This is a genomic window from Herbaspirillum sp. SJZ107 (assembly GCF_006715485.1).
Classification (GTDB): Bacteria; Pseudomonadota; Gammaproteobacteria; order Burkholderiales; family Burkholderiaceae_D; genus Telluria.
Map to the genome: position 1 here is coordinate 814,034 of NZ_VFNH01000001.1, position 14,063 is coordinate 828,096.

General features: G+C 67.0%; 14 protein-coding genes. 3 read left to right on the forward strand and 11 right to left on the reverse strand.

The features are described from left to right. Positions 1 to 27: 27 nt before the first annotated feature. The 10 genes from FBX97_RS03645 to FBX97_RS03690 all read right to left on the reverse strand — a co-directional run bounded on the left by FBX97_RS03645 (position 28) and on the right by FBX97_RS03690 (position 11,074). The gene (locus FBX97_RS03645) at positions 28 to 1,524 is read right to left on the reverse strand and encodes a PA domain-containing protein (RefSeq protein WP_141828863.1); all 1,497 of its coding nucleotides are present in this window, start codon (positions 1,522 to 1,524) and stop codon (positions 28 to 30) included. Further along, positions 1,511 to 1,954 carry a hypothetical protein gene (locus tag FBX97_RS03650; RefSeq protein WP_141828864.1) on the reverse strand — a complete coding sequence of 148 codons (444 nt, stop codon included), beginning with the start codon at positions 1,952 to 1,954 and terminating at the stop codon, positions 1,511 to 1,513. The genes FBX97_RS03645 and FBX97_RS03650 overlap by 14 nt, the downstream gene beginning before the upstream one ends. A gap of 13 nt (positions 1,955 to 1,967) precedes the next feature. Then, complete coding sequence (locus FBX97_RS03655) at positions 1,968 to 2,630, reverse strand: choice-of-anchor J family PEP-CTERM protein (RefSeq protein WP_141828865.1); 663 nt, start codon at positions 2,628 to 2,630, stop codon at positions 1,968 to 1,970. Positions 2,631 to 2,869: 239 nt separating this feature from the next. Beyond that, a complete protein-coding gene (locus FBX97_RS03660; protein ID WP_185748460.1) occupies positions 2,870 to 3,949 on the reverse strand; it encodes a branched-chain amino acid ABC transporter permease in 1,080 nt (359 codons plus the stop codon). Position 3,950: 1 nt separating this feature from the next. Beyond that, positions 3,951 to 4,988 carry a branched-chain amino acid ABC transporter permease gene (locus tag FBX97_RS03665; RefSeq protein WP_370457134.1) on the reverse strand — a complete coding sequence of 346 codons (1,038 nt, stop codon included), beginning with the start codon at positions 4,986 to 4,988 and terminating at the stop codon, positions 3,951 to 3,953. A 16-nt stretch (positions 4,989 to 5,004) separates the two neighbouring features. Continuing rightward, a complete protein-coding gene (locus tag FBX97_RS03670) occupies positions 5,005 to 5,745 on the reverse strand; it encodes an ABC transporter ATP-binding protein (protein ID WP_141830850.1) in 741 nt (246 codons plus the stop codon). Position 5,746: 1 nt separating this feature from the next. Then, positions 5,747 to 6,529, reverse strand: coding sequence for an ABC transporter ATP-binding protein (locus FBX97_RS03675; RefSeq protein WP_141828867.1), 783 nt, complete (start codon positions 6,527 to 6,529; stop codon positions 5,747 to 5,749). 1 nt (position 6,530) lies between these two features. Further along, the gene (locus tag FBX97_RS03680) at positions 6,531 to 7,727 is read right to left on the reverse strand and encodes a substrate-binding domain-containing protein (RefSeq protein WP_221631727.1); all 1,197 of its coding nucleotides are present in this window, start codon (positions 7,725 to 7,727) and stop codon (positions 6,531 to 6,533) included. A 29-nt stretch (positions 7,728 to 7,756) separates the two neighbouring features. Further along, complete coding sequence (locus FBX97_RS03685; protein ID WP_141828868.1) at positions 7,757 to 8,674, reverse strand: alpha/beta fold hydrolase; 918 nt, start codon at positions 8,672 to 8,674, stop codon at positions 7,757 to 7,759. 120 nt (positions 8,675 to 8,794) lie between these two features. Then, positions 8,795 to 11,074, reverse strand: coding sequence for a TonB-dependent receptor (locus FBX97_RS03690; RefSeq protein ID WP_141828869.1), 2,280 nt, complete (start codon positions 11,072 to 11,074; stop codon positions 8,795 to 8,797). Between the two features lie 301 nt (positions 11,075 to 11,375). Here FBX97_RS03690 and FBX97_RS03695 point away from each other — a divergent pair, with 301 nt between their 5' ends. The 3 genes from FBX97_RS03695 to FBX97_RS03705 all read left to right on the forward strand — a co-directional run bounded on the left by FBX97_RS03695 (position 11,376) and on the right by FBX97_RS03705 (position 13,502). Beyond that, positions 11,376 to 12,296 carry a LysR family transcriptional regulator gene (locus FBX97_RS03695; RefSeq protein WP_141828870.1) on the forward strand — a complete coding sequence of 307 codons (921 nt, stop codon included), beginning with the start codon at positions 11,376 to 11,378 and terminating at the stop codon, positions 12,294 to 12,296. Between the two features lie 22 nt (positions 12,297 to 12,318). Continuing rightward, entirely contained in the window at positions 12,319 to 12,633 is a 315-nt protein-coding gene (locus FBX97_RS03700) for a hypothetical protein (protein WP_141828871.1), read from the forward strand. A 77-nt stretch (positions 12,634 to 12,710) separates the two neighbouring features. After that, a complete protein-coding gene (locus FBX97_RS03705) occupies positions 12,711 to 13,502 on the forward strand; it encodes an SDR family NAD(P)-dependent oxidoreductase (protein ID WP_141828872.1) in 792 nt (263 codons plus the stop codon). Between the two features lie 19 nt (positions 13,503 to 13,521). Here FBX97_RS03705 and FBX97_RS03710 read toward each other — a convergent pair whose 3' ends face one another. Continuing rightward, the gene (locus tag FBX97_RS03710) at positions 13,522 to 14,061 is read right to left on the reverse strand and encodes a GNAT family N-acetyltransferase (protein WP_141828873.1); all 540 of its coding nucleotides are present in this window, start codon (positions 14,059 to 14,061) and stop codon (positions 13,522 to 13,524) included. Between the last annotated feature and the right edge of the window lie 2 nt (positions 14,062 to 14,063).

The following is a 14,063-nucleotide window of genomic DNA, read 5'->3' on the forward strand; positions in this document are numbered from 1 at the left end:
TGTTGGCCTCGTATTACCAGCCGCTCATTACCAGCCAATATCCTGCAGCAGCGGATAGGTCAGGTCGCGCGGCGGCGTCACCTCGTGGGTGAGGTCGTCGTTGATGAAGGGTTCCATCAGCTGGTTCGGCTTGGCTTCGGTGGTGTAGTGCGATACCGACGAACCCGGCGAATAGATGCTCGGCGTGTACAGCAGGATACGGCCGCGGGCATCGGTCCCGGCCAGCCGGGTCGTGTTCAGGCCGAGACTGGCCACCACGCCGGACGCCGTGCGCGAGCGCCGTTGCAGCGCCGCCTTCAGGGTCGCGCCGTCCGCCTGCGTGACCCGCACCGACGGGATCGCGATCGACGGATCGCTGCCGCTCATGCCGGCCACGTCGCCCGGCTGGTTGTCGGCCACCACCATCCCGATCGCACCGGCGGCCTGCACGGTGGCGGCCTTGGTGACGAAGTCGCAGGTGCCGCGGTCGACCAGCGCGACGTTGCCGCGCACCGCCAGCGCATTCGTGGCGTTCAGTGGCGTACATGCCAGGCCGGTGCCGTTGGCCTGGTCCACCACCGGCATCAGCTGGCCGCGCACCGGCGGGTTCGACAGCGGCGGTCCGAACGACGCGTCGCCGACCTGGTAATCGCCGGCCGCATTGCCGGCCGCGCTGCCCGAGACCGCCAGGTTCGAGGACGGATCGAGCACCTGCGGCACGTTGCGGGTCACGACCGGACCGTTCCAGGACAGGCCGCGCCAGGTCACGGCCGAGGCGGCGCGCTGGGCCGCGGTCAACTCGACCCAGGTACGGTTGAGGCGGTTGTCCAGCAGGTAGTAATCCCAGATCGACGGCTGGTTCTCGATCTGCTCGCCGGTTTCCTCGTCGGTGAAGGACTGGAAGCCGAGGCCGTGCGCGAACTCGTGCAGCAGTACCGTCACCAGGTCGATGCCGTCGCCCGCATTGCGGTCCAGCCCGAGGTAGAAGCCGCCGCCGGGCAGGCAATCGGGAAACAGCCCGAGACGCGAGTTGAAGCGCGCCCGGATATGCGGCTGGCCGGGCGTGGCGATGTCGGTGCCGGCCAGTTTGCTGCCCAGTGCGCTCGGATACCAGGTGCTGGCGCGCGGTGCGTTCGGGAAATCGGAAAAGATCTCGGTGGCGCCCGCCGAGCCCAGCACGGCACTGCTGGCGGTGCACGACAGCGGCTCGAAGGAGGCGCCGATGCGGATCGGCACGCTGCTGGTGAGGGTGGCGCCCCACAGGTCGGCCGCGCGCTGGAAGGCGATCAGGCGCTGCTGGCCCAGCGTGGTGCCGGTGTTGCCGCCGACCGGCGTGACCGGGGTGGCGTCGTTGAAGCCGACGCCCGGCTCGTTCAGGTTGACGATCACGATGGTGGCGGCGGCATGCGCGCTCGAGGCGCCGACGGCGAGGGCGCCGCAGGCCAGGGCCAGCGCCACGCCGACGCCGGCGGCGGTGTTGGCGAGGCGCTGCAGGCGCGACGGTGCGCCGGCCGGTGCGGTGCAGGATCGATCAGCGGGTTTCATGGACATGCTCCTCGTGGGCATCGGTGGCAGGGGCGGCGCCGAGGGCGGCTTCGGCAGCGGCGGCGCCGTGCACGCATTCGCTGGACAGCTTGCCGTCGGCACCGCGCGTGACCACGTCGTAGACCATGGTGCGGTCGCCGAGACGTACGCCGCGCGTGCCGTCGCGGCGCGGGGCCAGGGCCTGGTGCGGCGGCGGCGTGCCGGCAGCCAGGGCGGCCGGTGCCGGGTTGCGGGCTCGCAGCGCCTTCAGCTCGTCCGGGGTAGGGGCGCGCATCTTGCCGGTCTGGGCATCGCGCACGACGACCATGCCTTCCTGGCTGTGCGCGCTTGCCGGCTGCGCCTGCTGCTCTGCCTTGGCCTGCAGCGAGAACGCAGCGAGCGCGCACAAGGTGGCCAAGGCGCTGGCGTTCAGGATTCTTTGCTTGGACATGACGGTTCCCCTTCTACGATTGCACCCGGCGGCGCGCCAGGCCCAGCCCGCCGAGGCCCATGGCCAGCAGCATCCAGGTCGCCGGTTCCGGCACCGCCGTCACCACGCTGACCGAATCCAGGCCGACATAGCCCGAGAGATCGGCAGGCCCGGCGTAGCGGAAGGCGAAGCGGCCCGGGCCCTCGAGCGCGAGGCTGGTGTCGAACAATGCCCATTCGGTCGGGTAGCCGCCGGTGTTGCCGACGGCGGTGATCAGGGTGTCGAAGTCCGCCGGATTGCTGCTGTCGCCGTAGGCAAAGCGTACTTCCAGCAGGTCGCTGAAGCCAGGATCCGCGGCGTGGCGCGTATAAAAACTGATGTCGGTGAGGCCGGACAGGGTGAGGGTGGGGGTGATCAACCAGTTGTCGATGTTGCCGTTGCCGCCGGCGGCGCTGAGGAAGTTGGCGCCGGCATAGGAATCGGCCGAACCAGCCTGCGCCGGGAAGATAGCGGCATTGCCCTGGAACCAGGCGTTGCCGGCGGGGACGCTGTTGTTCACCTGCGTCCATCCGGTCAGGCCGCCGATGTTCTCGAAGCCTTCGTTCAGGACCTGTACGCGGGACGTCTGCGCTGCCGCGGAGCCGATTGCCGCCAACGACAGCGCCGCTGCCGCACACAAGGTTTTCGCGTGTTTCATTGGAAAGCCCTTTCAAGGAAGCCAGTAGGATGGTGGACTGCTCGCGCTGGCTCATCGACGAGACCATTGATGGGCTAATCTTATGAGTTGAACGACAACAAACCTTGATCTTTAGCTAATGGCTGGGCTGGACAAACGACGTATCGTCTGGCGGGACTTGCGGGGGCGTGGGACGGATCGTGGCAGCGCCCGCTCGGACGCTGCACGTGAAGGGGAAGGGAAAGTGCCCGGTGGAAGGATCAGCGTTCGGGGGTGAGGAAGCGGCGCAGGCGCAGCTTGCCGACGATCCCGATCGGGAAGAAATAGATCGACAGGATGAACAGCACCCCCAGCCACAGCATCCAGCGGTCCGGATGCAGCGCCGCCGCCAGCAGCGGCGTGCCGGCCAGCGCATCCGAAGCTTGTCCCATCAGCGTCTTGAGGTAGTTCTGCGCCAGGATGAACAGCGTGGCGCCGACCACGGCGCCGTACATGGTGCCCATGCCGCCGATGACGACGATCAGCAGGATGTCGGTCATGACCTCGAAGCCGAGCGAGGTCTTGGGGCCGACGTAGCGCAGCCACAGCGCCATCAGGGCACCGGCCAGCGCCGCCACCAGCGCCGCCAGCACGTTGGCCCAGACCCGGTAGACCACGGTGCGGTAGCCGAGCGCCTCGGCGCGGAATTCGTTTTCGCGGATCGCCTGCAGCACCCGCCCGAACGGCGAATTGACCAGCCGCAGCAGGAACAGGAACAGCAGTACGCAGCCGAAGAACACGATGTAATAGGTGATGACCTTGCCGTCGATGGCGCGCCCCAGCACGTCGCTTTCAAATAGCGTGAAGCCGGGCGTGAGCAGTTCCGGCACGCCGAAGGTGCGGCCATCCTCGCCGCCGGTGAAGTCGGACAGCTGCGAGGCCAGCACCGCGAACGAGGAGGCCACCGCCAGCGTGATCATGGCGTAGAAGATCGCCCGCACGCGCAGCGCGAACAGGCCGATCACCAGCGCCAGCGCCACCGTCAGCAGCAGCGCCAGCGCCAGCCCGCCCAAGGCCACGCCCCAGGTCGGTTCGTCGACGCGCGCCAGCGCAATGCCGATGCCGTAGGCACCGATCCCGTAGAACATGGTGTGGGCAAACGAGACGATGCCGGTATAGCCCAGCAGCAGGTCGTAGGATGCCACCAGCACGATGTAGATGCAGATGGTGGCCGCGGTGTTGAGCGGACGCGCGCCGCTGAACAGGAAGGGCGCCAGCAGCAGCCCGAGCACGATGGCGACCAGCACGGCGGCCAGCAGGCGGCTGCGCGGCAGGTCGTTGGAAAGGAATTTGACCAGCATCTCAGCTCCGCGATTTCGAATACAGGCCGGCCGGGCGCCACAGCAGGATGGCGATCATCAGGATGATGTTCGACACCAGCGCGACCTTGGGCGCCAGGAAGCCGGCGTAGTTGCCGGCCAGCGCCATCAGCAGCGCCCCGATGAAGCAGCCGCCGACGGACCCCAGCCCGCCGATGATGATGACGATGAAGATCATCACCGTGATGTCGGCGCCCATCGAGGCCGACAGGGTTTCCTTGTACAGCCCCCACATCACGCCGCCCAGGCCGGCCAGCGCGGACCCTGCCGCGAACACGGCGACGAACAGGCGGCGGATGCGGTAGCCGAGCGCCTCGACCATGTCGCCGTTCTCGACGCCAGCGCGGATCAGGAGGCCGATGCGGGTCCGGTTGAGCGTGAGGAACATCGCTGCAAACACGACCAGCCCGACCACGACCGCCACCAGCCGGTACTTCTCGATGGCGGCCTCGCCCAGGAACAGCGCGCCGTGCAGGGCTGCCGGCAAGGGCAGCGGCAATTGCTCGGCGCCCCAGATCACGTTGATCAATTGTTCCGAGACGATCATGCCGCCCATCGTGATCAGGATCTGCTTCAGGTGCTGGCCATACACCGGCATGATCAGCACCCGCTCGAAGGCCCAGCCGAGCAGGGCGGTGACGGCCATCGCCAGCAGCACGGCCAGGCCGAGCGCGCCGAGGTTGGCGGCCAGCGAATCGGCTTCCAGCCAGTTGCGCATCGGCAGCAGCACCAGCGTGGCGCTGAAGGCGCCGACCGAGACGAAGGCGCCATGGCCGAAGTTCAGCACGTTCATCAGGCCGAACACCAGGGTCAGGCCGCTGGCCATGATAAAGATCATCATGCCCATCGCCAGCCCGGCCACGGTCAGCGTGATCCAGGTCGGGAAGCTGACGAAGGGCAGGACGGCCAGCATCAACAGCGGCACCAGCAGCAGCGGCGCGATGTCGCGCCGGGCCGCCGGCAGGGGCGTCTCGGCCTGCGTGGCAGGGGCGGCCTGGGGGAGCGGGAGGGGAGGGGTCACGGTAGTCGGTTTCATGTCATTGGTGGGAGTCGAGCGACAGGCCCAGCAGCCGCTGCTGGAGTGCCTCGTCGCCGGCCAGGTCATGCATCAGGCCGGCATGCACGACGCGGCCGTCGTCCATCACGCTGACGCTGTCGCCCAGGCTCCTGACGAAGTTGAAGTTCTGCTCGACCAGCAGGATCGTCGTGCGGGTGTCCTTCAGTTCGCGGAAGGCCGCCATCAGGCTCTGGACGATGGCCGGGGCCAGGCCCTTGGTCGGTTCGTCGACCAGCAGCAGCTGGCGCGGTTCCACGATCGCGCGCGCGATCGCGACCATCTGCTTCTGGCCACCCGACAAATTGCCGGCCGGGTAGTTCCAGAAGCGCTTCAGGGCCGGGAAGAAGCCGCAGATCCAGTCGACCCGGGCCGCGTCCAGCGGACCGGTGCGCGCCGCCAGGTACAGGTTCTCGCGCACCGTCAGTTCCGAGAACACCGCCATGCTTTCCGGGACGTAGGCGATGCCGGCGCGCGCGATGTCGGGCGTCGTCATTTTGCTGATGTCGCGGCCGTCGAACATGATCGATCCGCGGCTGGCCTTCCACAGGCCCATGATGGTGCGCAGGGTCGTGGTCTTGCCGGCGCCGTTGCGGCCCAGTAGCACCGCCAGGCCGCCGCGCGGCACCACCAGGTCCACGCCCTGCAGGATGTGGTACTGGCCGATGTGGGTGTGGACGCCGGACAGGGTCAGTATCGGGTCGGCGGCCGGCGCCGCGTTCACGTCACGCAGGTTCGGGTGTGCCAAGATAGGCCTCCTGTACGATCTGCGACTGCATCACGGTGGCCGGTTCGCCGTCCGCCACCAGGGTGCCGTTGTGCAGCACGACGATGCGGTCCGCCAGCGCGCGCACCACGTCCATCTTGTGCTCGACCAGCAGCACGGTGCGCCGGCGCTCCGCTTTCACCTGGTGGATCAGGTCGAGCACCACCGGCACCTCGTCCACGCTCATGCCGGCGGTCGGTTCGTCGAACATCATGATCTCGGGTTCCAGCGCCAGCAGGATCGCGACTTCGAGCTTGCGCTGGTCGCCGTGCGACAGCGTGCCGACCCAGGCGTTGCGCTTGCCCGCCATCGCCACCCGCTCGAGGTAGTGCTCGGCGCGCGCGATCACGTCGCGGTGTCCGGACCACAGCGACAGCATCGACAGGCCGATGCCGACCCGGCTCTGCACCGCCAGCCGCACGTTTTCCAGCACCGTCAGGTGCGGGAACAGGTTGGTGAGCTGGAACGCCCGGCCGATGCCCAGGCGGGTGCGGCGCGCCGGTCCGAAGCCGGTGATGTCCCGGCCGCGCAGGAACACGCGGCCGGACGTGGCCTGCAGCTGGCCCGACACCAGGTTGAAATAGGTGGTCTTGCCGGCGCCGTTCGGACCCACGATCACGGTCAGCGTGCCGGGATAAAAATCGGCCGACACCGCGTTCACCGCGACGTGGCCGCCGAAGCGGATGCTCAGGTCGCGCGTGGACAGCGAAGGCTGCCCGGGCTTGCTCGACGACGTGTCCATGTCAACGCTTGTTCTTGACCGGCAGCGGCATGTCGGCAACCGGGATCTCGCGCACCAGTTCCAGCAGGTCCCACTCGTTCTTCTGGTCTTTCTTGATGCGGAAGTGGTACATCGGCTGCAGCGCCTGGTGGTCTTCCTTGCGGAAGCTCATGGTGCCTTTCGGTGTCTCGAAGCTCATGCCTTCCATCGCCGCCGCCATCTGGTCGCCGTTGGCGTTCGGGACTTTCTGCAGCGCCGCGACCACGGCGCCGGCGGCCGCCATGCCGCCGGCGGTGAACATGTCCGGCGGCATCTTGAAGCGCTTGATGTGCTCGGCGACCAGCCAGTCGTTCATCTTGTTCTTCGGGAAGCCGTAGTAATAGAAGATGGTGCCTTCGGTGCCGGCATAGGCCTTCCAGGTCTTCATGACGGGGAGGATGTTGCCGCCGGGTGCGACCGCGATGCCGTAGCGCTCCGGCTTCATGTTGGCGACCTTGGTCAGCGGGTTCGGGCCGGCCCACACGATCTGCAGCACGCGCGGCTGCGGCTTGTCCTTCAGGGCATCGAAGATGCGCTGGGTCGGCGCCGTGAAGTCGGTGGCGGCGGCCGGCGCGTATTCCTCGTGCACCACGACGGCCTTGCTGCCGGTGGCCGCCAGCGCTTCCTTGGCGGCCTTGACGGCGTCGCGCCCGAACGCATAGTCCTGGGTCAGGAAGCCGACGCTGCCCTGCTTGAAGGTCGAGGCGGCCGCCAATGCATCCTGCATCGAGCTGCGCGCGGTGCGGAAGATGTACTTGTTCCACTTGCTGCCGGTGATCTCGTCGGCCACCGCCGGTTCGACGATCAGCACTTTCTTGTATTCCTTGGCCACCGGCAGCATCGCCAGCGCCGAGCCGGACGAGGTGGTGCCGACCGCGATGTCGACCTTGTCGTCGCCATAGGCTTCCGCCAGCAGGGTGCGCCCGAGGTCGGGCTTGCTCTGGTCGTCCTTGACGATCACCTTGATCTTGCGGCCGTTGATTTCCATTTTGCCGCCAGTCAGGTACTCCAGGCCCATCATGAAGCCGGTTTCGGTTTCCTTGGCATAGGCTTCGAGGGCGCCGGTCTTGCCGGCGATGAGGGCGACCTTCAGGTCCGGCGCAGCGCAGGCGCTACCGGCGGACAGGGTGGCGGCGAAGGCAGCCAGGAAGGCTGCCGGCATCGGTTTGAAACGGGTCATGCTTGTCTCCTTGTTTCTGATTTTTTTGCTCACGGCACGCTGGCCAGGAAGCGTTCGATCGCCTGCAGCGCCGGTGCCTCGGTCAGCATCGGCGCATGGCCGACGTTCGGCACCTCGACATACTGCATCAATGGCGCCGCATGCCGCATCCAGTCGGCCTGCCGTGCTTCCAGCAGGTCGGACAGGGCGCCGCGCACCAGCAGCACCGGGCGCTCGCGCGCCAGGCGCCGGAACGCCATGCGCGAGGCCAGCGAGGTGGTTCTGAGTCTACCGGTTTGCAGCGCAATGGCAATATTCGGATCGTAGCGCGGTGCCAGCCGGCCGCCTGCATCGGGTTCGAAGGCGCGCCGCGCCCACTTGTCCCATTCCTGTTCCTGGTACTCGGGGAAGGCGCAGGCGTTGATGTCCCGGACGTAGCAGGCCGCATCGCGCCACGAGGCCGGCGCGACCGCCTTGCCGGTGTAGCCGGCGATGCGCGCCAGGCCGCGTTCCGACAGGACCGGGCCGACGTCGTTCAGGACTGCCGCCGCGATCAGGCCGATGTGGCGCGCCGCCAGCGCGATCGTGATCAGGCCGCCCATCGAGGTGCCGACGAAGACGGCGCGCGCGATGCCGAGGTCGGCCATCAGCTTGACCACGTCGTCCGCATACACCTGCGGCGTGTAGTGCGATGGATCGGGGTCGCGCTCGGAGTGGCCGCGGCCGCGCACGTCGAGGGCCAGCACGCGCCGGCCCAGCGCCGCGATCGCCGGGGCGAATTCGTCGAAGTCGGCCGAGTTGCGCGTCAGGCCGTGGATGCAGATGACGGGCAGGCGGGCCGCGACAGGCTGCGCTTGCATCTGCTCCGTCGCCGCCATGCGTGCAGTGTCTCCGCCCGCCGGGTAGTCACGGGCATACAGCGCCAGGCCGTCGGCGCTGGTGTAACGGATCGGTATGAAATTAGGCACGCTCAAACAATCCTTCGATGGCGGCCCTGCGTGCAAGGCCACCGGTTCAAATCCCGGGCATACAGGGTCCCGCCCGGTGCCCGACAGCACCGGTTGGGACACCGCTTCATGGCCGCGGCTTCAGAAGCGGTACTCGACCGTCGCCTGTACCGTGCGCGGGGCGCCGTAGAAGGCGGTCAGCGTGCCTTCGTTGCCCAGCGTCGGGAACAGGTAGCCGGCGGTCTTGTAGCGCTTGTCGTTCAGGTTCTTGCCGTGCAGGCCGGCGCGGATCTTGCCGTCGGTGCGGGTCCAGACCACGCTGGCGTCGTACAGGTAATACGATTCCTGGTCGAGGATCGAGACGGTCTCGAACTGGTTGGTGGCGCCGCGGTAGGAGGCGCTGCCTATCAGCGCCAGCCGGCCGCCCACGCCGCCGACCGGCAGCGGAATGTCGTAGGTGGCGCGCAGGTTGGCCGAGTTGCGCGGGGTGTTCTGGAACACGCGCTGGTTGGCCACGTTGACGCCGGCCACGATGTATTCGTCGTACTTGGCGTCGATGTAGCTGTACATGCCGGCCAGCGAGAAGTTCTGGGTCAGGTGTGCCACCGCCTCGAATTCGAAACCCTTGATCTTGGCCTTGCCGGCGTTGGTGGTCAGGCCGGCGAAGCTGTCGTCGCGGCCGTCGCCGTTGGTGTCGATCGCCACCGAGCCCGGGATCTGCACGTCCTTGTAGTCGCTGTAGAACAGGGCGGTGTTGGTGGTGATGCGACCGCCGTTGAACGAGGACTTCAGCCCCAGCTCCGCGGTGCCGATGGTTTCGGGACGGTAGCCGGCGCGCGCCTGCGCCTGCGTGATGCGGGTGCCGACCACGTTCAGGCGCGGATCGAAGCCGCCGCCCTTGAAGCCTTTCGAATAGGACGCGTAGACGTTCTGGTCCGGCGTCGCCTTGTAGTTCAGGGCGATGCGCGGTGTGAATTTCTTGTCCTCGCGGGAGAGCCCCGGCAGGTCGGTGTCGGTGCGGAACAGGATGGCGCCCGGGTTGCCCATTTGCGGCGTGCCGCCCAGGCCCAGGTAGATCTGGCGGAAGATGTCGGCTTCGCGCTTGTCGACGGTGTAGCGGCCACCCAGCGACAGCTGCAGCGCGTCGGTCAGGTTGTAGCTGCCGTCGGCATACACGGCCCAGGCCCTGGTGTCGATGTCGCCGCTGGTAAAGGTGCTGGTGGGCACGAGGCCGGCCAGGACGGTGTCGAACTTGTTGTAGGCGTTGGCGTCGATGTAGTAGACGCCGGCCACGCCCTGGATCTTCGGACCGGTATAGGTCAGGTTGAATTCCTGGCTGAACTGCTTGTTGGTGTACAGCGCCGGGACTTCCATGTCGACCACGGGCAGCGCGTCGAAATCGATCGGGGCGTAGGACTTGTCCTGGCGCTGGGCGGTGATCGACTTGAAGGTCAGCTCCGGGGTGACGGTCCACTCGACCGTGGCCGACACGCCGTGCTGGCGCACTTCCTGCTCGTGGCCGAGGGCCGTCATCATCTCGGCCTGCGTGTCGTAGACGTTGGACAGGATCGGTGCGCCGCTGGTACGGCCGACGATCAGGCGGTGGCCGTTTTTCGGATGCGAATCGTCCCGGGTCAGGTCGGCGGCCAGGCGCACGAACAGTTCCGGGGTCGGCGTCCATTCGGCCGAGACGCGCGCCGCGCTCAGGTCCTTGTCGTAGTTGGGGGCGCCGTTGAACAGGTTGCGCCCGTAGCCGTCGTGCTTGAACTTGGCGATGGTGCCGCCGACGCGCAGCGTGTCGCTGAGCGGGGTGCTGGCAGTGAGGACGCCGTCGCGTTCCTTGTAGTTGCCGAGCGTGCCTTTCAGGCGCACGTCGGTCTGCGGCGCCAGCTTGCGGGTGACGTACTTGACGGCGCCGCCGATGGTGTTGCGGCCGTACAGCGTGCCCTGCGGGCCGCGCAGCACCTCGATGCGCTCGACGTCGTAGATGTCGGCCACGGCGCCTTGCGGACGGGCCAGGTAGATGTCGTCGAGGTAGATGCCGACGCCGGATTCGAAGCCGGCCAGGGGGTCGGCCTGGCCGACGCCGCGGATGAAGGCGGTGAGCGTGGAATTGGTGGCGCGCGAGGCCTTCAGGGTGGTGTTCGGCAGCGTGGTGGTGAGCGCGACCACGTCCGGGATGCCCTGCTTGGACAGCTGGTCGGCGGTGTACGCCGTGACCGACACCGGGACGTCCTGCAGGGTCTCCTGGCGGCGGCGTGCGGTGACGACCACTTTCTCGACATTGCCCTCGGGGGCGGCAGTGACACCACCTGCGGCGGCGCCGGTGTCCTGGGCATGGACCGTACCGGCGGCAGCGCCGGACAGGGCGAGCAGGGCAGCGGCAGAATGGCTCAGCAGGTGCTGCCGGGTTGCGCGCATGGGCAACCGCGCTTGTTTCTTGCTAACACGCATGGACGTCTCCTGATTTTGTTGTGGTGTCATGCTTTTTTTTCGCACGCACCGCAGTGTGACTCGGATGGGATTGGTTGAATAGACAACAGCGCGCCCACCGGGTGTGCAAATTTGCACATCCATATGCACCGCCTGGGGGCACGCGGGAAAGGGCACTGTCGAGCTCGCTTGTGTGGTTTTTGTGCACGCACAAATGGCAGCACCAAAACCTTGCAGCAGGAATGTGCACTAGTGCACAATGTGTCATCTTGATAAGGAACAACCTGTCATGAACAGCCTGCCCGAGTGGACCGACCTGCGTTTTTTCCTGGAACTGGCACGCGCCGGCACGCTGTCGGGCGCGTCGCGCCGGCTCGAGGTCGAGCACACCACGGTGGCGCGCCGCATCGACCGCCTCGAACACCAGCTCGGCAACACCCTGTTCGACCGCTCGCGCGAGGGTTACGAACTGACCGAAATGGGGCGCGCGCTGCTGCCGCATGCCGAGGCGATGGAAGGCGCGGCGCTGGCGGCGGCCGAGCAGCTCGGCGGGGCCGAGGTCGCGGCCCACGGGGTGGTGCGCCTCGGCGTGCCCGAGGTGTTCGGCGTGCGCGTGGTAGCGCCGCTGCTGGTGCCGCTGTTCGAGGAGCATCCCGATTTGTCGATCGACCTGCTGGCGCTGCCGCGCTTCGCCAACCTGGCCAACCGCGAGGCCGACCTCGGCGTCATGCTCGATCCGCCGTCCACCGGGCGCTACATGGTCACGCGTCTGGCCTCGTTCCGCTTCTACCTGTACGCCGCGCCGGCCTACCTGGCCAAGCACGCGCCGATCGGCACCCAGGCCGACCTCGAGCGCCACGATTTCGTCGATTACGTGCAGGACCGCCTGGCCAGCCGCGAACTGTCCTACCTGAACGAACTCGGCTTCACGCCGCGGCGGCGCCTGTGCTGCTCCGGCATGACTGCCCAGATCGAAGCTGCGGCGCTGGGCATGGGCCTGATGATGGCGCCGCCGTACGCGGTGATGGACGACGAGCGCCTGGTACAGGTGCTGCCGGGCTTTTATGCCGAACGCTCGTTCTGGCTGGCCGCGCCGGCCGACCTGTACCGGCTGCGCCGCGTGAAGGTGGTGTGGGACCTGCTGCGCGAACTGGCCGACAACAATCCGAAACTGTGGTGGCACAGAAGCGATATGGAAAGGGCTGCATGACGCTGCCCGGCTACAATGCGGCATGCCCAGTAAAACGCCCATCTTCCCCGGCCCGCGCACCGCGCGCGGGCTCGTGCTCGCCGTCCTGCTGTCCAACGCCGACCAGGCCGGCGCCGAACCCCTGCGCGGCCGCGTCACGCTGGCTGCCATCGTCCGCGCGCTGAAGCGCAAGTACCACTGGCCGATCGAGACCACCAGCTTTCCGTCGAATGCGCCCGATGGCCGCGCCACCTGGGCCACGGTCTACAGCCTGCCGGAAGCGGTGATCGCCAAGGCGATGGATGCGCGCGGGCGCGACTGGCTGCGCAGCAGCCTGGGCGACAGGCCAATGCCCTGACCCCGGCCCCGGATCGGGAAAAGCTGCATAATCATCCACGTCATCCTCTACCAGCGATCGAACAGGAAAGGAACATCGTGGATCTCAAGCTCACCAACAAACTCGCACTGGTCACCGGCAGTACCGCCGGCATCGGCCGTGCCATCGTCGAAGCGCTGGCACGCGAAGGCGCCCGCGTGATCGTGAACGGGCGTACGCGGGCCGCGGTCGATACGGCGATCGCGGACATCAAAGCCGCCACCGGCGCGGATGTCCTAGGCTTCGCCGGCGATCTCGGCAGCGCCGCTGCCGCCGAGGAACTCGGGCACCAGTATCCGGATGTCGAAATCCTGGTCAACAACCTCGGCATTTTCGAAGCCAAGCCATTCGAGGAGATCCCTGACGAAGACTGGATGCGCTTTTTCGAAGTGAACGTGCTGGGCGGCGTGCGCCTGGCGCGCCTGTACCTGCCATCGATGCGGCAGCGGAACTGGGGCCGCATCATTTTCATTTCGAGCGAAAGCGCGATCCAGATCCCGACCGAGATGATCCACTACGGCACCACCAAGACCGCCCAGCTCGCGGTGGCGCGCGGCCTGGCCGAAGCGGTGGCGGGTACCGGCATCACGGTCAACAGCATCCTGCCAGGGCCCACCAAGTCGCGCGGCGTCAGGGACCTGGTCGAATCGATGGGCAAGGCGCAAGGCTTGTCGTTCGAGCAGACCGAAAAGGAATTCTTCGAGAAGGCACGTCCGACCTCGCTCATCAAGCGCTTTGCCGCGCCGGAGGAAGTCGCTTCGCTGGTGGCCTATGTCGCCAGCCCGCTCGCATCCGCCACCACGGGCGCAGCCCTGCGTGCGGACGGGGGCGTGGTCAAGAGCGTGGTTTGACGATCCATCGATTTGGCAATCACGGTGTTTCGGTTCGGGGTTGATGATCAGGCCGCTTGCGTTCGTATTTGTTGACGTCATGCTGCCTGTAACAACCCTGGCCGTAACAAGTAAACCCGAGTTTCTCCGCGAGTCTGACCGAGGCCGTATTACGCGGTTCGATCATGCACACGCTGCGTGATGACACGGCTTGCCGATCGAACCAGTCCAGCGCTGCCGTCATGGCTTCCAGCGCAAAACCTTTGCCATGTGAACGCCCGGTGAATACCCACGCGGCTTCAGGTTCGCCATCGAAGTCGGTGCCCAGGCCGCGCTGGAAATCTGCCAGGCCCACTTCGCCGATAAATTGATTGGTGGCCCGCTCGACTACCGCGAACATGCCAAAGCCCAGCAAGCTCCAATGACCCGCATAGCGAAGCAGTCGATGCCAGGCGTCTTCGCGCGAGGGAGGAAGGCCACCAATGGACTGAAGCACGGCTGGATCGCTGGCAAGCTGGAAAACCAGGTCGGTATCTGCCACCGTGTGTTTGCGTAAAATTAAGCGTTCAGTGTCGATCATTC

Excerpts from the sequence above, each read along its gene's own strand:
- FBX97_RS03645 (WP_141828863.1), bottom strand. The coding sequence starts at position 1,524 with ATGAAACCCGCTGATCGATCCTGCACCGCACCGGCCGGCGCACCGTCG.
- FBX97_RS03650 (WP_141828864.1), bottom strand. The coding sequence starts at position 1,954 with ATGTCCAAGCAAAGAATCCTGAACGCCAGCGCCTTGGCCACCTTGTGC.
- FBX97_RS03655 (WP_141828865.1), bottom strand. The coding sequence starts at position 2,630 with ATGAAACACGCGAAAACCTTGTGTGCGGCAGCGGCGCTGTCGTTGGCG.
- FBX97_RS03660 (WP_185748460.1), bottom strand. The coding sequence starts at position 3,949 with ATGCTGGTCAAATTCCTTTCCAACGACCTGCCGCGCAGCCGCCTGCTG.
- FBX97_RS03675 (WP_141828867.1), bottom strand. The coding sequence starts at position 6,529 with ATGGACACGTCGTCGAGCAAGCCCGGGCAGCCTTCGCTGTCCACGCGC.
- FBX97_RS03680 (WP_221631727.1), bottom strand. The coding sequence starts at position 7,727 with ATGACCCGTTTCAAACCGATGCCGGCAGCCTTCCTGGCTGCCTTCGCC.
- FBX97_RS03690 (WP_141828869.1), bottom strand. The coding sequence starts at position 11,074 with ATGCGCGCAACCCGGCAGCACCTGCTGAGCCATTCTGCCGCTGCCCTG.
- FBX97_RS03695 (WP_141828870.1), top strand. The coding sequence starts at position 11,376 with ATGAACAGCCTGCCCGAGTGGACCGACCTGCGTTTTTTCCTGGAACTG.
- FBX97_RS03700 (WP_141828871.1), top strand. The coding sequence starts at position 12,319 with ATGCCCAGTAAAACGCCCATCTTCCCCGGCCCGCGCACCGCGCGCGGG.
- FBX97_RS03710 (WP_141828873.1), bottom strand. The coding sequence starts at position 14,061 with ATGATCGACACTGAACGCTTAATTTTACGCAAACACACGGTGGCAGAT.